Raw genomic sequence first — 18,058 nt, forward strand, 5'->3', positions numbered from 1 at the left:
GACAACTGCCTTAAACAGGCAAAGCGACCCTCGAAGAGCCAAACCTTACAACGGGCCCGCAAATCTTGGACCCACTGCTGTATTTGCCCGGGTCCGTTTGACAAGACTGGTCATGATTTCGCGCGTTGGCATTTCGGCAAAATGCAGAGCATCTCATACAGAAGGTTTGCCCCAATCAGCGCAGTGTTTCCGCTAGGATCATAAGGCGGGGACACCTCAACAAGGTCACCACCAACAACATTCAGCCCCGCACAGCCGCGGATCAGTTCCAATGCTTGCCATGTCGTTAGACCCCCGATTTCAACTGTCCCCGTACCCGGCGCAAAGGCTGGGTCGAGGCTATCGATATCATAGGTTATATAGGTCGGCGTATCGCCAATCTCTTTGCGAATACGGTTGATCAACGGTTTAAGAGACTGTCCCCAGCATTCTTCGGCCTGAACAACAGTCCAGCCCTGCCGACGGGACCAATCGAAATCATCGGCGGCGTACCCCGTGCCCCGCAAACCGATCTGATAGACCTTATCATTGTTCAGAAGGCCCTCATCAAAGGCGCGGCGGAACGGCGTCCCATGGGCGATCTTTTCGCCGAACATCTCGTCATTGATGTCCGCGTGGGCATCGATGTGGATCAGCGCAACAGGGCCGTGCTTTTCAGCGATGGCTTGCAGCACAGGATAGGTCAGCGTGTGATCGCCGCCGAGGGTCAGCGGCACGACATCATGCTTTAGCAAATCACGATAAAAGTCCGCGATGCGCTTAACCGTGTCCTTGAGGTCAAACGTGTTGATTGGAACGTCACCAATATCGCCGACCTGCATGTGATCAAACGGTGCCGCACCCGTTGCCATATTATATGGCCGCAGCATGCTAGATTCAGCGCGGATCTGACGAGGACCGAACCGCGTGCCCGACCGATTGGATGCACCGATGTCCATCGGAATGCCAACGAAACAAGCGTCTAGCCCGCTTGCATCTACGCAGGCGGGCAACCGCATCATAGTCACAGGGCCGCCGAAGCGAGGCACCTCATTCCCCCCAAGGGGCTGATTATACTTATGGTCCACGATGCCTCCTGCGGGTTTTGCCAAAACCCTAGCCACTCACTCTACGCGGCTCAAGACAGTTAAGTCGGACGGCTTGCCCAGCACTCTCTACACAAGCAACACCAACTCTAATCATTGAAGCTTCGTAGGCTAGGACCGCGAAAACCCGCGGTCCTATTTTTGGATGAACAGACCTTACAGAAGCTCGACCGCCAGCGCCGTCGCCTCACCACCGCCAATACAGAGCGACGCAACGCCTTTCTTCAGGCCACGAGCCTGAAGAGCCGCGATAAGCGTGACGACAATCCGCGCGCCCGAACATCCAATAGGATGGCCCAAGGCACAGGCACCGCCGTTTACGTTCACCTTTGCATCATCGAGCCCAAGATCGCGGATGGCGGCCATGGCAACGACGGCAAAGGCTTCGTTGATCTCAAAGAGGTCGACATCATCCACGCTCCAGCCGACTTGGGTCAGAACCTTTTGGATCGCAGGGATCGGCGCGGTGGTGAACAGTGACGGCGCTTGCGCATGGCCCGCGTGCCCACGGATCACCGCAATCGGGGCAAGGCCCATCGCCTCTGCCTGCGATGCACGCGTCAGGACCAGCGCCGCAGCACCGTCGGAGATGGACGAAGAGTTCGCCGCGGTCACAGTGCCGCCTTCACGGAATGCAGGTTTCAGCGTTGGGATTTTCTCGGGCCGCGCGCGACCCGGTTGTTCATCGGTCGTCACATCCCCAACCGCGACGATCTCACCATCAAACGCACCCGTTTCAATCGCAGTCTTTGCACGGTCCAGCGATTGCAGCGCATAGGCGTCTTGTTCCTCGCGGGTGAAGCCATAGGTGTCGGCGCATTCTTCGGCAAAGGTACCCATTGCGCGGCCTTTATCATAGGCATCCTCAAGCCCATCGAGGAACATGTGGTCCATAACCTTGCCATGCCCCGCGCGATACCCCGTCCGCGCTTTTTCCAAGAGATACGGCGCACCTGACATGCTCTCCATCCCGCCAGCGACGACGATATCAGACGATCCCGCCTTGATCATGTCGTGGGCGTTCATGATCGCCTGCATGCCCGAACCGCACACCTTGCCCACGGTCTGACAGCGCACGTCCAATGGCAGACCCGCACCCATCGACGCCTGACGCGCTGGCGCTTGACCCAAACCTGCGGGCAGAACGTTACCCATGATCACCTGATCAACTTTGTCCCCAGCAATGTCCGCGCGGGCAACAGCGCCCGCAATGGCGCTCGCGCCCAGATCAGGCGCAGCGATTTTGGACAAACTGCCCATAAAGCCGCCCATCGGTGTGCGGGCCATACTTACGATGACGATCGGGTCCATGAGATGTCCTTTTCTAGTCTGTCCAAATTTGCGCCATGTTGGTGTCCCTAGTCGGCCAAGTCTAGGCCCCATGCCAAATCTGTGACAGGCCGTCGCGCCCGACGATTGTGATCAGCCATTTTACGCAGGGTCAAATGGACAAAGCACAAACGGCGTCATACCGTTCACCAGATTCCTAGACTGGAGATGCCCCATGACCTCGTCTTTCAAACAGCGGCTAAAAACACCCGCAATGATCCCTGCCGCTTGGGTCGAATTGGGCAGTCCTGACATTGCCGAAATCCTTGTGACCCACGGATGGGACACCATCATCATCGACGGCGAACATGGTCGCGGCGAACTCGAAGATTGGGTCAATGTTGCTCGAGCTGTTGAGGCTTGCGGCGGCACAACAATCCTGCGACTTCCCGACGGCAACGATACCTTGATCAAACGGGCACTCGACCGTGGGTTTCGCAATTTTATCGTCCCGATGGTCAACACACGTGCAGAAGCCGAACAGATCGTATCTGCGTTTTACTACCCGCTAAAAGGTCATCGAGGATATGCGGCGTCAATTGTGCGCGGATCAAACTGGGGCGCACGCCCAGACTATGGCCTCGTGGACTCTTTCAATGAGATCACGATCATCATCCAGTGCGAACATGTCGAAGCTGTCGATCAAATTGACGACATTATGGCTGTAGAGGGTGTCGATATGATTTTCATTGGCCCAAACGATCTTGCTGCGTCCGCAGGGCACCTTGAACACCTAGATCATCCTGAAGTTCTCGAACTAATCACTAAAGTCGAAGCGGCAGCCGAACATCACGACATGCCGCTCGCAACGGTGCGTAGCGCGGGACGAGATTGGAAAGAGCTTGATCAGCTTGGCTACCGCATGATTGCAGGCATATTCGACGTGGCCATGCTCGTGGAAAGTGCGCGTAGAAATTTGACTGAGGCTACTGGCCAGATAGCAGCACCCGTCAAAACCTACTGATTTCAGAAAACACCTTTTCAGATGGCAACGGCGCTCTAACTATATCGCGTATTGGTTGATCAAAGAGCCGTTGCCGCGCATGTTTCGTTTGATTTCTGCAATCGTCCTCTTAGCTGGACCCGCAATAGCCCAAGACGCGGTCCAGACTGCAGGTCTACCCAATCCCGTGATGATCGGCGAGGCCAGTCTGGGCCTAATTGGTATCACCGCCTATGACGCTCGCCTCTATACACCGTCTGGCGCAGCCTTTGATTGGGCCGCACCGATGGCGTTAGAGCTGAACTACAAACGCGGGTTTTCGGCCCAAGATTTGATACGCGGGACCGAAGCCGAATTGCGCCGTATTGAAGGGGACCGCGACGACATTCCAACTGTCATATCGGTCCTATCAGAATGCTTCTATGATGTCGGAAAAGGCGACAGCTACCTAGCCGTCGGGCAAACTCCTGATGAGATCGAACTGTGGCGCAATGGCAGAAAGACCTGCACCATCACCTATCCTGATATTCGCAAACGGTTCCTCTCTATCTGGCTATCGGACCAAAGCCGGTTCACCGCCCTATCTCGAAAACTGCGCGGGCTATGACGAGTTATTGGCGTGTTAGCCTCTTTGCCATGATGCTCGCCTCGGCGGGCTTGCCGATTTACATCCATCTCCCTCGTTTTGCGGTAGTTGAACTCGGCCTAAATCTGGCGACGGTGGGGGCTATTGTTATGGGCATCCGCATCTTTGACTTTGCCCAAGACCCAATCCTCGGCCGCATCATTGACCATTGGCGCGGCCCTCGCCGAATGCTTGCAGCCATCGCACTGGGAATGATGGCGCTCGGTTTTGTGCTCTTGTTTTCTGTGGCGCCTGTTTTCGATGCGCGCCTCTGGTTGATCGCAACTTTGGTGCTCGTGTTTTCGGGCTACAGCTTTGGTGCGATCCTTTTATACGGCGATAGTGCAGCGCTTGCAGGGTCGGCAGATCCCAAAGCCCAACTTCGTCTCGCCACCTACCGTGAAGTTGGACTGATCGCGGGGGTCATCTTTGCAGCCGTGGGACCAGTCGTATTGAGCGATGGTTTTCGGCTTTTCGGTTGGGCACTCGCGGGTCTAATTATACTTTCCTACCTCGCGACGAGAAACCTATGGGATCGACCAACCACAACCCCGGTCCCTTTTGACATCCGCAAGCTATTAGCAGCAGGCGGTGGCTGGCTTCTCCTCCTCGCAGTCGTAAACAGCCTGCCCGTCGCCATCACTTCGACCCTATTTCTGTTCTTCGTTGAAGACAGGCTGATGCTCCCTAATTGGTCAGGCGGATTGCTGATCTTGTTCTTTGCCGCATCAGGACTGGCCATCCCTATCTGGAGCCGCCTCGCCCGTCACTTTGGCGTCCGTCCAGTCTTGCTGAGCGCAATGCTCCTCTCCGTATCGGCTTTCATTGGAACGGCGTTCTTGAGTATTGGTGACGCGATCCCTTTCGCCATCATCTGTATCGCATCAGGCGCAGCGGTTGGCGCTGAATTGGTGATCTTACCCGCTGTTTTTGCAGCCATCTTAGGTCGCGCAGGGATTGCGACAGGCCAATCGTTCGGACTGTGGTCTTTTGCAACGAAGCTATCGCTGCCTTTGGCGGCAGTGATGGTTTTACCTACCTTAGATGTGGTCGGGTTTGTTCCTGCAGGCGACAACTCGAATATAGCCCTCGACCGGCTAACCCTACTTTACGCCGTGCTACCCTGCGCCCTGAAAATCATCGCAGCAGGGACGCTCTTGATCATGCCAAGGCACGTCACCAATCCGCCACTAGACTAAGAAGGGCGGCACCAACTGGGCCGCCCTTTGTCATTTTATGCCTCAGCGGTTTCAGTGATTACTTCGGCGAATTTGGTAAAGAACGCACCCGCCAGCTTCTTCGCCGTGCCTTGGATCAAACGACTACCAAGCTGGGCAAGCTTGCCACCAATCTCGGCCTTCGCTTCGTAGGTCAGCATGGTTTTACCGTCGACCTCGGTCAGCGTCACATCTGCGCCGCCTTTGGCGTGGCCCGCGGCACCACCGTTCCCCTGCCCCGTCAGCGAAAACGCATCTGGCGCACCCGATTTATCAAGCGTCACATTCCCGCTGAACTTTGCCTTCACAGGTCCGATCTTCAGGACAACCTTGGCTTGAAGTTCGGTGTCGGAATGCTGGATCAATTCCTCACAGCCTGGAATGCATTGCTTGAGGATCTCTGGATCGTTCAAGGCGGCATAAACGCGGTCTTTGGGGGCATCGATCAGAATTTCGTCTTTGAGTTCCATCAGTGTGTCCTTTTCAACAACAGGGGAATTTCACGGTCGCCAAAACTGCAGCCTGTTCTGGCGTCAGAGGGCGAGGTTTCACGGCATCTACCAACCGCTGAAGAGTGGTTTTCTCGGTCGGAGTCGGATCAGACATTGTCGTCCTCCGTCCGATGTTTTGCGCGGCGCAATTGCGTCAGCTGGGCTAGGATCGACAAGGCGATCTCATCTGGTGTAACCGCATCAATCGCGAGGCCCGCGGGGGCTTGAACACGCGCCAAAGCAGTCTCCGTTACACCTGAACTTTGCAATTTTTCAGACAGCGAGGCCCACTTCTTGCGGCTCGCAACAAAGGCGATGTGTTCGGCATCCGTTGCCAACGCAGCCGTCAGCGCAGCCATGTCGTCTTTGCCTTGGGTCGCCACAACGATCATACGACGTGCGCCCTGCGGCAGCGGTTTCGCCCCGTCCTCTGCCGTCACCGTTTCGACCGACCATTGGAACCGCGGCGCGAGGCTGGCGAGCGCACGTGCAACAGGCGACATCCCGTAAATGAACAGTTCAGGCATCGGCAAAACGGGCTCCACAAAAATATCGAGCGACCCTTTGGACGGGCATCCATTGCGGGCGTAACGTACGCCATTCACCTCTGACCCTGCCTCAACCGACAGATCAGCCAGCACTTCGGCGGGGGCCAAAGAAATCAACTGAGGATCGCCCAGTTCCAATGCTTTGATCGCCGCTTTGGTTAGGGCCGAACGAACACATCCGCCGCCAATCCAACCCTCAATGATCTGGCCCTCATGGTTCAAAATCGCCTTCGCACCGGGTTTCGCGGCCGTCAGCCCGACCGTTCGAATGACGGTCGCGATGGCGTAGGGTTCGCCCCGCTCGGACAGTGATTGAGCGAGGTCTTGTAACGTCATGTCAGAGAATTTAGCGGTCATCATAGGCGCATTAACTCCGGTTCAAGGGCGGCAAGATCGGCCAGCCGATTGGCAGGACGAAAAAGATCAACGTAGGGAAGCGCGGCAGCCATACCTGCTGCAACGGGTTCGTAATCTTTCCACCCTTTCAATGGGTTAAGCCAGATCACCTTGCAGCCACGTTTTTTCAAAAGACGCATCGCCTCGCCCAATTCATCAGCAGATCCAGTGTCGTAACCGTCCGACAAAATCATCACGACTGTCCGACCGTCCACAAATTTACGGGCATAGGTTCGAGCGAATTGCATGAGGGATTCACCGATCTTCGACCCCCCGCCAAAACCATCGGCGAGCACCGACAGACGCCCCAATGCCCGCAGAGGATCACGGTCGCGCAGGGCCTCGGCGATCCGCACAAGACGGGTGTGGAACAGATAGGCATCCGCCGTATCATCCGACCGCATCAGCCCCGCAATGAAGGCCAGAAACACCTGCGCATAGAGCGTCATCGACCCAGACACATCGCAAATGGCGACGATCTTTTGCGGCCGATCAGGGCGGGATTTCTTTGGCAGTCGAATGGGTTCGCCGCCCGTCTGGAGGCTCTGCCGAATAAGTTTGCGGAAATGGATACGATCACCCTTTTGCGCCGCTTTGCGTCGCCGTGACCGACGATGCCGCAAGGCAATGCCAAGCCGTCGTGCGATCTCTTCAGCCTCGCGGATGTCGTCCGTTTGCACCACATCACGCAGGTCGCGCTTCATCTTTTGGCGCAAGGTCGTGGCGACAAGTTTACCTTCGCCATCGGCATCCGCTTCGCCATCTGATCCGTCGGGGGCGGTGGCTTCTCCCCTGCCACCGCCCGCCTGTTCGCCCTCAGCCGAGCGCGAAGAATGAACGCTATCCGACAGGGTGTTGAGCGATGGCATAACCCGCTCTTTCACCTTGCCCCCGTTCATCCAGAAACTATCGAAAAGGTCATCGAACCGCGCGTTTTCTTCGGCACAACCCGTCAGCACTGCCTTGAGCGCACAGCGCGATTGGGTCGGGTCATGGGGATCAACCTGTGTCAAAGCCGTCAGCGCAGCTTCGGCCTCGCTTACGCCGACGCGAAGCCCGTTGTCCCGTAGATGCGCCATAAACCCTGCCATCCGCGCAGAAGGCCCCGCATCGCGGCCCGAGAATTTCGTGACCCGCGTCATGCTGCCTTCCCCGCGAGCCGCTGTGTGATCTCGGTCGTGATGTTAAAGCGGTCGCTCTCTGTCTTCAAAAGCGTTGCCATCGTCGCCTGCAGGATCACAGGATCATGGGTCAGATCAGTCACGCCAAGCCCAATCAGAGCCGCCGCAAAATCGAGCATCTCTGCAATGCCGGGCGTCTTTTCCAATTGCTCTTTGCGCAGGCTCTGAACAAAACCGATGATCTGATTGGCAAGCTGCACCTCGACCTCTGGACAGCGCGCCTTGAGGATCGACAGTTCAGTCTGGCGGTCGGGATAATCGACATGCGCATAGAGGCAGCGCCGCCGCAAAGCGTCCGATAGATCCCGCGTGCCGTTGGCCGTCAGGATCACGATAGGGCGCGATTGGGCTGTAATAGTGCCTAATTCGGGGATCGTGATTTGGAAATCCGATAGGATTTCGAGGAGGAACGCCTCGAACTCTTCGTCCGCGCGGTCGATCTCATCGACCAGCAGAACGGGCGCCTTATCCTGACGGATCGCGGCTAAGAGCGGGCGCTCTAGCAGGAACTCTTCGGAAAATATCCGTGCTTCTACCTCTTTCGCTGTGCCACCATCAGCGGCAGCGCGGATCGAAAGAAGCTGCTTTTGGTAATTCCATTCATAGATGGCTTGTGACGCATCCAAACCCTCATAGCACTGAAGCCGGATCAGTTTCGTGTCTTGGACCGCGGCCAGTACCCGCGCAATCTCTGTCTTGCCGACACCTGCTGCCCCTTCAAGAAGAAGCGGACGACCAAGGGCGAGCGCCAGATGAACGGCCATCGCCAGATCATCAGAAACAACATATCCCTGTTCCGCCATAGCGGTTTTGAGCGCGGTGCAATCCATGACTTCAACCCATCAAAGGTGGGCCGCCCCATGACAGGGCAGCCCGTTCCGATTTAGCCGTGCAGACCGAGCTTGTTCGCCGTCTGCCAAATCCGCCAATGGTCGTGCGGCATGTGGGTGTGACGGTTGCCAAACGCACGGAACGCATCGTTCACAGCGTTCGAGAAACACGGGACACCACCGACGTGCGGGCTTTCGCCCACGCCCTTGGCACCGATTGGATGGTGCGGCGACGGAGTGACGGTGTGGTCGGTTTCGTAGTTCGGCACTTCCCATGCAGTCGGCAGGAAGAAGTCCATCAACGTCCCCGTTTTCACGTTGCCCATATCGTCGTAGGCGATCTCTTGGCCCAGTGCGACGGCAAGAGCTTCGGTCAAACCACCATGCACCTGACCTTCGATGATCATCGGGTTGATACGTGTGCCGCAGTCGTCCAGCGCATAGAAGCGGCGGATGGTCTGGACGCCAGTATCCACGTCGATATCCATGACGCAGACGTAGGCACCGAAGGGGTAAGTCATGTTCGGCGGATCGTAGTAGCTGACAGCCTCTAAGCCCGGCTCAACCCCTGGGATGGCCTGATTATACGCCGCATAAGCGATTTCCTTCATGGTCTTGAACCGTTCAGGCGCACCCTTCACGACAAAGCGGTCAATGTCCCACTCGAGGTCATCGTCATGCACCTCAAGGAGGTACGCCGCGATCATCTGCGCTTTGGCACGGATTTTCCGACCAGCGAGAGCGGTTGCCGCACCTGCCACTGGGGTCGAACGGGACCCGTAGGTGCCCAGACCATATGGCGCGGTGTCGGTGTCACCTTCTTCGATGGTGATGCTATCCGCTGGTAGACCAATCTCGGACGCAAGGATCTGCGCAAAGGTTGTCGCGTGACCCTGCCCCTGCGAAATGGTACCCAGACGCGCAATCGCGGACCCTGTCGGGTGGATACGGATTTCGCAGCTATCGAACATACCCATGCCGAGGATATCGCAGTTCTTCACAGGTCCTGCCCCGACGATCTCCGTAAAGAAGGACAGGCCGATCCCCATGAGCGAACGGGTTTCACCACGTTTGAACGCCTCAACGCGTTCGGCCTGCTCTTTGCGCAGCCCTTCGTAGTCGACCGCCTTCAGCGCCTTATCCCATGCGGTGTGATAATCGCCCGAGTCATATTCCCAGCCGAGAGCCGACTGATAGGGGAACTGGTCTTTCTTGATAAAGTTGATGCGACGCAGCTCTGCCGCATCCATATTCAACTCAATCGCGAGGACTTCGATCATCCGCTCGATGAAATAGACCGCTTCGGTCACACGGAACGAACAACGGTAGGACACGCCACCCGGTGCTTTGTTCGTGTAGACACCATCAACCGCGAGGTAAGCGGTCGGGATGTCATAGGACCCCGTGCAGATGTTCATAAAGCCGGCGGGGAACTTGGTCGGGTCCGCACAAGCGTCGAACGCGCCGTGGTCAGCGGTCACGTGGCAATGAAGGCCAGTGATTTTGCCGTCCTTGGTTGCAGCGATTTTACCCGTCATCCAGTAATCGCGAGCAAACGCGGTGGACATGAGGTTTTCCATACGGTCCTCGATCCACTTCACGGGCTTTCCCGTTACGATGGATGCAACGATCGAACAGACGTAGCCTGGATAAACGCCCACTTTATTACCAAAGCCGCCACCAATGTCGGGGGAAATCACACGGATGTTGTGCTCTTCGATACCCGACAGAAGGGACGCGACGGTCCGCACCACGTGCGGTGCTTGGAACGTGCCCCAAACGGTGAGCTTGCCGTTCACCTTGTCCATCGACGCGACCGAGCCGCAGGTTTCCAGCGGGCACGGGTGCGTGCGGTGATAATACATGGTTTCGGTCGCGACGACTTCGGCGTTGTCGATCACGTCGTTGGTTGCGGCCTCTTCGCCTGCTTCCCACGTAAAGATGTGGTTGTGATGCTTACGCGGACCATGCGCGCCTTCTTTCTGGTCGGCGATGTCTTCGCGCAGAACCACATCGGATTGCAGCGCCTCGAACGGGTTCACAATCACGGGCAGTTCTTCGTAATCGACTTCGACCAGTTCGACCGCGTCAGCCGCGATAAAGCGATCTTTGGCGACGACAAAGGCAACCTCTTGCCCTTGGAACAGAACTTTACCATCCGCCAGAACCATCTGTTTGTCGCCAGCAAGGGTCGGCATCCAGTGAAGGTTCAGCGGAGCGAGGTCAGCCGCCGTCAGAACAGCAATCACACCGTCTACCGCCATCGCCTTGGACGTATCAATGGATTTGATCCGCGCGTGGGCATAGGGCGAACGGACGAAATCGCCGTGCAGCATGCCGGGCAGTTTCACGTCATCGACGTAGTTGCCTTTGCCTTGGGTGAAACGTGCGTCCTCAACCCGCTTGCGCGAGCAACCCATGCCCTTGAGATTGGCGGAACGCGCTACTTGATCTTCGTTCAGGTCTTTCATTCTGCGGCCTCCTTCGCGGCGTTCAGCTCGCTTGCAGCGGCAAGGATGGATTTCACGATGTTCTGGTAGCCTGTGCAGCGGCAGATGTTCCCTGCCATGCCAAAGCGGACTTCCTCTTCGGTCGGGTTTGGATTTTCTTCGAGCAGTTTGGACGCCCGTGTGATCATGCCCGGTGTGCAGTATCCGCACTGAAGCCCGTGGTGTTCACGAAATGCTTCTTGCAGGACGTGCATGTTGTCGGGGCCGCCCAGACCTTCGATGGTGGTGATGTCTGCGCCGTCAGCTTGGGCGACGAACATGGTGCAGGCTTTCACCGACTTACCGTTGATGGTGACGGTGCAAGCGCCACAGTGGGACGTTTCGCAGCCGATGTGCGGACCCGTGATGTTCAGGCGTTCGCGCAGCGTGTAGATCAACAGTTCGCGCGGTTCGGCCAGAAATTCGTGGCCCTCGCCGTTCACGTTGAGTTTGATGTGCATCTTGTTTGACATGGGTCTCTCCTTACGCGCGGTCCCAAGCGCGGGTGATCGCGCGAGTGAGGATGATGCCGGCCACATGGCGTTTGAACGCAACTGGCCCGCGGTTGTCTTCGGTCGGGTCGATGTCATCGAGCATCGCGTTGACGGCGGCTTTGATCGCGTCTGCATCGCAGGCGGTGCCAACCAGAGCATCAGCCGCAGCTTCGGACCACACAGGCACGTCGCTGAGGTTGGTCATCGCGATAGACGCGCTCGACACTTTGCCACCTGAAGTTTGGATGGTGACGGCAGCGGCAGCGGTGGCATAGTCGCCGATTTTGCGCTTCTGCTTTTCGTAGGAATACCCACCCGACGGCGCATCAAAGCTGATCGCGGTGAGGACTTCGTCCTCTTCGCGTGCAGTGACATATGCCGCCTCGTAGTAGTCACGAGCCGCAACTTCGCGGGTGCCATCGGGGCCCACCAAATGCAGCGTCGCATCGAGGCACTGCATCAAACCCGGCATGTCGTTGCCTGGGTCGCCGTTCGCGACGTTGCCACCGACGGTGCCCATGTACCGCACCTGCGGGTCCGCGATCTGCAATGAGGTTTCGCGCATGATCGGAGCCACCTTGGTCAGCTCCGAGTGGTTGATGATATCATGCTGCGTGACCATCGCACCGATGGTCACGCGTGACCCGTTGATGGAAATCCCGCGCAGACTTTCGATCGACTGAAGGTCGATGAGGTGTGGCACCTCTGCCATACGGAGTTTCATCATCGGAATGAGGCTATGCCCACCGGCCAACACACGAGCGTCGTCACCGTGCTCCTTCAAGAGCGCGATGACCCCGTCCATATCGGATGGTCGATGGTAATCGAATGAGGCTGGAATCATTAGTGGCCCTCCCTGCCGGCAATGATCAGATGAGAGGAGACTGCATACCGAAGCACACCGCCGTCAGCGGTTCGTCAGCGAAAAACGAGGGAATTTTCACGAAACGCGAATAGGCCCGCACGAAATGCGAAAGCGTTAAACGCCTAAAACGTCACGCACAGGTTTGAGCTGCGAACGGCTCACGGGAACCTTCGGAAGCTCGGGCAAATTGAAGTAACAGACACCCGTGTCCTTTAGCCGTTCGAAACCAGTGACCATCGCGGGGTTCACCAGATAGCTACGGTGGGTCTTAATAAAGTTCGAATTCGCGAGGCGTTTTGTAGCATCCGCAATCGACCACGCACAAAAGAACTGGCCCGACTTGGTATAGATGTAGGTGTAGTGCCCTTCGGCCCGAATAGCTGCCACATTCGACGCATCAATGAACTGCGTGCGACCCTCTTGTTCGTAAGGGATCTGGCGGGTTGCGATGGGCGTGGGTGTTGCCACCTCTTCAACTTGCTGCGCCTCGACAGGCTCTGCCACCGCCACGTTTTCCGACGGCAAGAACGTCGTCGTCGACAGCAAGAACGCTCCACAAAGAGCAAAGCTCGTCAGAACAACGCCAATCGCCAATGTCTCGTTCCCGATCATCGGCCCGACCTGTGACGGTACAAGCATTTGAACAAAGTTCGTCCCCGCAATCGCAACGAAGTGCACACCACAGACTGCAAATCCAAATACTACAGTGCCCAGCAAGATGTTCCGCCGATTGCGCCGACCGTAAGCAATGCCAAAGGCGATCACACTCAGCACACAGGACGCCACGATCGAAATCCCGATCCCAAGCGGCGTATAGACCGCTCGACACAATTCGAGCGCAGCCATGCCAATGTAATGCATCGCGCCGATCCCAACGCCGACAATCACACCTGCGAGCAATAGCTTTGCCCGTGTGCGTTTACCAAAGTGCAGGATCAACAGCGCCGTGCCGACCACAAGGATCGCGACCAAGGCCGAGGTCAACGTAACTGCGGCGTCATAGTAAAACACAAACGGTAACTGCAGCCCGAGCATCGCAACAAAGTGCATCGACCAAATGCCGCCCCCTAGCGCAATAGACGCGAACGAGATCGCGATTTTGCGCTGCGTGTAGGAATAAGTAGACAACCCGTTGGTAAGGCTCAGGCCCGTAAAGCCCGCCATTAGCGCCACCGCGAACGACGCCACTATCAGCCATAGGTTATGAGAAAACTCTACGAACTCCATACGAACGACAGTCAGCCTCCCTTCCAACTGGTTCTATTTGTGCCCCATGACGGCGGGGTGACCGAACAGGCGTCAACCTAAGGCAAATTTTAAATTTGTCCCGTTATTTATTGATACCGCCGATTAGCCCTTATCCCACAGCAGTTTTCGCTTTTCTGCCATACGTTCACGCTGATCACGGTCGTGGCCCAAACGAAACGACGTCTCGACGAAATCAATATGGGCGCGAGCCGCGGCCTCTGCGGCGATGGGATCGCTGGCAAAAATCGCCTCCGCAATGGCCTTGTGTTGTTCGAGCAGCCGATCGCCCGCAGTATCAATCGTACGCAGGAAATTGCGGTTATAGAACACCCCTCTACGGGTCAAATCATAGATCGACGCCATCATATGGATGAGCGTGGAATTGTTGCTCGCATCCGCTACGGCAGAGTGGAAACTGATATCCGCAACCTTTGACGCTTCTAAGTCTTGATCCTCATGCGCTTTCACCATGCGATCCAAGATCGACGCGATAATGTCCTTATCAGTCTGGGTCGCCCGCTGTGCTGCCAACCGCGCAGCAAAGGCTTCCTGTTCGCGGCGATACTCCAGATAATCGTAGAACGCCGCAGGGTGCCGCGCATAAAGATCGAGGAACGCAGGCGTCATTGCGGTGCCAGTTAGCTGCGCAATAAACGACCCTTCGCCATGGCGAACAATCAGCAACCCTTCGTCTTCAAGCTGCTTCAGGGCTTCACGCAGTTTAGGCCGCGACACCTCTAGCCGTTCAGCCATTTCGCGTTCGGACGGCAGCCGCGCACCCTCTTTGAGGATGCCATTCACGATCATCGTTTCGATCTGATGGACCACTGCGTCAGCTACCGAATCGTGAGAAATCGGTTCGAATAATGCGCTCTGCTTCACCATTGAACGGCCCCTCCTCAACTTCAGAACTAAAGTAGAGAGGTAAGTTAAATTTTCCAGCCAAAAATTCAAGCAGCCTCCGCAGGCACTCCTTACCCGCCGTCCTTTGCCGTTGTAATTTCGTGAGAAATTCACCGCTCGCAGGTCGTCAGACATCCGAACAGAACACACTTTTATGGAAGTCTACTGACCTACAATTCCCTCCGATTGCCATCAGTGGTAAATTTTATTGTTGACTGTAGGCTGAGGTATATTGTCTTTACCACTCCATCCCATTCGGCGCCAACGGCCCGAGTGTCGACAGTTTAAATGGAGGAGAGACAATGAATAAATTCACCGCACTCGCTGTATCCGCTTTGGTACTCGCAGCGCCCGCAGCAATGGCAGAAGACGATCCAATCCTGCTCAAAACCCCTGTTGCGTTTAACACCGCCCTTCCGGGTCTCGGTTCGCCGATCCCGCGCGTTGCTGAACAGCTTGAACTGATGTCGGGCGGTAGCCTGCGGATGCGCGTCTATGAGCCGGGTGAACTGGTTCCGCCGTTCGAAATCCTCGAAGCTGTCTCGACAGGCAAAATCAACTCTGGCTACACCACTGCTGGTTACTGGGCTGGCTCGATCCCTGCGGCACCACTGTTCTCGGCTGTTCCGTTCGGCCCCGAAGCTGGTGAATACATGGCGTGGCTCTACTACGGCAACGGCATGACCCTGTATCAACAGATGTATGATGATGCTGGCTACAACGTGCACGTGCTGCCTTGCGCAATCACCGCACCTGAAACCTCGGGCTGGTTCGCAAACGAAGTTAACTCGCCCGAAGACCTGCAGGGTCTGAAAATGCGCTTCTTCGGCCTCGGCGGTGAAGTCATGCAGAAACTCGGCGTTGCGACCTCGCTCCTGCCGGGTGGCGAAATCTTCTCGGCTCTGGAAAACGGTGCAATCGACGCAACCGAATTCTCGCTGCCCGCAGTTGATACCCGCCTCGGCTTCTACAAACTGGTGAAGTTCAACTACTTCCCGGGTTGGCACCAGCAAGCGACCGTCTTTGAACTTCTGATCAACGGCGACACTTGGAACGAAGCATCCGACACCCAGCGCGCAATCATCGAAAGCGCATGTAAAGCGTCGATGGCTGACTCCTTCGCAGAAGGCGAAGCGATGCAGTTCTCGGTCATGATGGACAACGTCGAAAACAACGGCGTCGAAATCCGTCAGTGGAACCAAGAGATGCTCGACACCTTCAAAGCTGGTTGGGAAGAAGTCGCTGCAGAACAAGCTGCGAACGACGAATTTTTTGCCACCGTCCTCGCCGACTTGAACGAGTTCCGCGAAGGCTACCAAATCTGGAAAGAAAACGCGTTCTTGCCGCGGTAAGTCGCAATCGTGGGAGGGTCGAGGAGGCCCTCCCACACCACATCTCCGAACAATTCTACGGGGTCACTGACCCTTTTCCGCACGTTTCCAAGGAGGAGGAACCATGTCGAATACCATCCATTCGTCCGAAGACCCCGTTGAGGTTTATGAAACCCTTCAAGAGCACCCCGACCGCGACATTCAGCCGATTGCAAACGCGCTAGACAGCGTTGTGAAAAGCGTCGGTTTGGTCGTGATGTGGACCAACGTGCTGCTGATCCTCGCGATCGTGACGCAGGTGGCCTTTCGCTATGCTCTGAACCAAAACTTCCCACAACTCGATGAAATCCAATGGCATTTCTACGGGTTGGTGACGATGATCGGCATTTCCTTTGCCCTTGTAACCGATAGCCACGTGCGTGTGGACGTGCTGCACATGCAGGTGTCCCGCCGCGGCCAGCGCGTGATCGAAGTCATCGGTATCCTCTGCCTCTTGTTCCCGTTCATCTATCTGATGATCGACCAAGGCTACGACTATTTCTACGAGAGCTTCCGCGTTGACGAACGGTCCTCTAGCCCCTTGGGTCTGCCGTATCGTTGGGCATTCAAAGCGATCATCCCGATCAGCTTCTGCCTTCTGGCGCTCGCTGCGGTCGCGCGTTTGATCCACGACGTTCATGCGCTTTGGATGAACTACGCAGACGAACGCGAAGGCGGCAGCCTCCGCACCATCCTCGTCACCCTCGTTATCTTTATCGCGGTCACTGTCGCGCTGACGTTCCTCGTCAAATACACCGAGGAAAAGCTCGTCATCGCGATGTTCCTGACCTTTATCATGCTGTTGTTCACGGGCTTCCCCGTTGCGTGGACGCTGGCGGGTGTCGGCGTGATGTATTGCGGTATCGCTTACCTGTTCGACAACAATTTCATGGCGTGGACAGGGCTCAAGCGGACACTCACGGGCCTCGACTATCTGACCCTGGGCGCGACTGTGAACCGTGTTTATTCCACGATGTCGAACCCGATCCTTGTGGCGCTGCCGATGTTCATCTTCATGGGCCTGATGCTGGACGAAAGCGGCGTGGCTGAAAAACTCATGCGCTCGATGCAGCGTTTGTTCGGCACCGTGCGCGGTGGTCTTGCGATCACTGTGACGCTGATCGGCATTATCCTCGCGGCCTCCACTGGTATCATCGGTGCATCGGTCGTTCTCTTGGGCGTCCTATCCCTGCCCACGATGATGGAGCAGAAATATAGCCCGCGTTTGGCCGCTGGCGTGGTCTCTGCCTCTGGCACGCTGGGTATTCTGATCCCGCCGTCGATCATGCTGGTGATTATGGCTGACCAAATGGCACTTTCGGTTGGTGACCTCTTTATGGCTGCCGTATTCCCGGGCGTGATCATCGGTGGTCTGTATCTGGTGTACATTTTTGTCGTCGCCTTGATCAATCGCGACCTCGCCCCCGTTCCCGAAGGCGCTGTTCGCCCTGACTGGGCCGCCGTGAAAGACGTTTTGATCGCCGTTATCCCGACCCTTCTTCTGATCCTGTCGGTTCTGGGTTCCATCTTTGCGGGCCTCACCACCCCGACCGAAGCCTCTGGCGTTGGCGCCTTGGGTGCGACCCTCCTTGCGATGCTCTACCGCAAACTCACCCTTCGCAAACTGGTCAACGTGCTGAAGTCCACCTTCAATACCACGGCCTATATCTTTGCGATTTTCCTTGGTGCGACGGTGTTCTCATACGTGCTGCGTGAACTCGGCGGCGACGAACTGATCGAAGGCATTATTCGCGGCGCTGGCTTTGGCCCCGAAGGCACAATCTTTATGATCCTGTTCCTCGTGTTCCTCTTGGGCTTCGTCCTCGACTGGATTGAGATCACGCTGATCGTTCTGCCGCTGATGCGCCCGATCGTGAATGGCCTCGGCCTCGATATTCCGGGCTTTGGGGAAATTGATGAACCCGCGCTTCTGTGGTTCGTGATCATGGTGGCTGTGACCTTGCAGACCAGCTTCCTCACGCCGCCTGTTGGCTTTGCGCTCTTCTACCTCAAGGGTGTCTGCCCGCCAGAAATCCGCCTGATC

Annotated in this window: 17 protein-coding genes; 5 read left to right on the plus strand and 12 right to left on the minus strand. The window is 56.7% G+C overall.

What is annotated here, in order from left to right:
* Nucleotides 1–110: 110 nt before the first annotated feature.
* A complete protein-coding gene (gene speB, locus QWY83_RS03395; RefSeq protein ID WP_249947316.1) occupies nt 111–1,001 on the minus strand; it encodes an agmatinase in 891 nt (296 codons plus the stop codon).
* Between the two features lie 240 nt (nt 1,002–1,241).
* A complete protein-coding gene (locus QWY83_RS03400; protein ID WP_249947264.1) occupies nt 1,242–2,396 on the minus strand; it encodes an acetyl-CoA C-acyltransferase in 1,155 nt (384 codons plus the stop codon).
* Nucleotides 2,397–2,589: 193 nt separating this feature from the next.
* Between QWY83_RS03400 and QWY83_RS03405 the strand changes: the two genes are divergently transcribed.
* From QWY83_RS03405 to QWY83_RS03415, 3 genes are all read left to right on the plus strand, one after another.
* Entirely contained in the window at nt 2,590–3,378 is a 789-nt protein-coding gene (locus QWY83_RS03405) for an HpcH/HpaI aldolase family protein (protein WP_249947263.1), read from the plus strand.
* A 79-nt stretch (nt 3,379–3,457) separates the two neighbouring features.
* Complete coding sequence (locus QWY83_RS03410; RefSeq protein ID WP_249947262.1) at nt 3,458–3,964, plus strand: chalcone isomerase family protein; 507 nt, start codon at nt 3,458–3,460, stop codon at nt 3,962–3,964.
* On the plus strand, nt 3,961–5,181 hold the full coding sequence (locus tag QWY83_RS03415; protein WP_249947261.1) for an MFS transporter: 1,221 nt from the start codon (nt 3,961–3,963) through the stop codon (nt 5,179–5,181). Before QWY83_RS03410 ends, QWY83_RS03415 begins: the two co-directional genes overlap by 4 nt.
* A gap of 35 nt (nt 5,182–5,216) precedes the next feature.
* Here the strand turns inward: QWY83_RS03415 and QWY83_RS03420 are convergent, their stop codons facing one another.
* The 10 genes from QWY83_RS03420 to QWY83_RS03465 form a co-directional block, all read right to left on the minus strand.
* Nucleotides 5,217–5,669 carry an SRPBCC family protein gene (locus QWY83_RS03420; protein WP_249947260.1) on the minus strand — a complete coding sequence of 151 codons (453 nt, stop codon included), beginning with the start codon at nt 5,667–5,669 and terminating at the stop codon, nt 5,217–5,219.
* Nucleotides 5,670–5,682: 13 nt separating this feature from the next.
* Nucleotides 5,683–5,805, minus strand: a complete 123-nt coding sequence (locus QWY83_RS03425) for a hypothetical protein (RefSeq protein WP_290245416.1) — start codon at nt 5,803–5,805, stop codon at nt 5,683–5,685.
* A complete protein-coding gene (locus QWY83_RS03430) occupies nt 5,798–6,595 on the minus strand; it encodes an XdhC family protein (RefSeq protein ID WP_353958939.1) in 798 nt (265 codons plus the stop codon). Before QWY83_RS03430 ends, QWY83_RS03425 begins: the two co-directional genes overlap by 8 nt.
* Nucleotides 6,595–7,776 (minus strand): vWA domain-containing protein, encoded by a 1,182-nt coding sequence (locus tag QWY83_RS03435; protein WP_249947258.1) that lies wholly within the window; start codon nt 7,774–7,776, stop codon nt 6,595–6,597. Before QWY83_RS03435 ends, QWY83_RS03430 begins: the two co-directional genes overlap by 1 nt.
* Entirely contained in the window at nt 7,773–8,645 is an 873-nt protein-coding gene (locus QWY83_RS03440) for an AAA family ATPase (RefSeq protein WP_249947257.1), read from the minus strand. Before QWY83_RS03440 ends, QWY83_RS03435 begins: the two co-directional genes overlap by 4 nt.
* 53 nt (nt 8,646–8,698) lie before the next feature.
* Nucleotides 8,699–11,116 (minus strand): aerobic carbon-monoxide dehydrogenase large subunit, encoded by a 2,418-nt coding sequence (locus tag QWY83_RS03445; RefSeq protein ID WP_249947256.1) that lies wholly within the window; start codon nt 11,114–11,116, stop codon nt 8,699–8,701.
* Complete coding sequence (locus tag QWY83_RS03450; RefSeq protein ID WP_074039080.1) at nt 11,113–11,607, minus strand: (2Fe-2S)-binding protein; 495 nt, start codon at nt 11,605–11,607, stop codon at nt 11,113–11,115. Before QWY83_RS03450 ends, QWY83_RS03445 begins: the two co-directional genes overlap by 4 nt.
* 10 nt (nt 11,608–11,617) lie before the next feature.
* Nucleotides 11,618–12,472 (minus strand): FAD binding domain-containing protein, encoded by an 855-nt coding sequence (locus QWY83_RS03455; RefSeq protein WP_249947255.1) that lies wholly within the window; start codon nt 12,470–12,472, stop codon nt 11,618–11,620.
* A gap of 135 nt (nt 12,473–12,607) precedes the next feature.
* Nucleotides 12,608–13,681 carry an MHYT domain-containing protein gene (locus tag QWY83_RS03460; protein ID WP_353958940.1) on the minus strand — a complete coding sequence of 358 codons (1,074 nt, stop codon included), beginning with the start codon at nt 13,679–13,681 and terminating at the stop codon, nt 12,608–12,610.
* A 162-nt stretch (nt 13,682–13,843) separates the two neighbouring features.
* Nucleotides 13,844–14,626 carry a FadR/GntR family transcriptional regulator gene (locus QWY83_RS03465; protein ID WP_249947253.1) on the minus strand — a complete coding sequence of 261 codons (783 nt, stop codon included), beginning with the start codon at nt 14,624–14,626 and terminating at the stop codon, nt 13,844–13,846.
* A 320-nt stretch (nt 14,627–14,946) separates the two neighbouring features.
* Here QWY83_RS03465 and QWY83_RS03470 point away from each other — a divergent pair, with 320 nt between their 5' ends.
* Together QWY83_RS03470 and QWY83_RS03475 are read left to right on the plus strand one after the other, a co-directional pair.
* The gene (locus tag QWY83_RS03470) at nt 14,947–15,996 is read left to right on the plus strand and encodes a TRAP transporter substrate-binding protein (protein WP_249947252.1); all 1,050 of its coding nucleotides are present in this window, start codon (nt 14,947–14,949) and stop codon (nt 15,994–15,996) included.
* A gap of 103 nt (nt 15,997–16,099) precedes the next feature.
* Nucleotides 16,100–18,058 (plus strand): TRAP transporter large permease subunit (locus QWY83_RS03475; RefSeq protein ID WP_290245423.1); only part of this gene is annotated, 1,959 nt, incomplete at its 3' end.

The sequence above is a fragment of the Marivivens donghaensis genome (assembly GCF_030410045.1).
In the GTDB taxonomy this organism is placed as follows: Bacteria; Pseudomonadota; Alphaproteobacteria; order Rhodobacterales; family Rhodobacteraceae; genus Marivivens; species Marivivens donghaensis.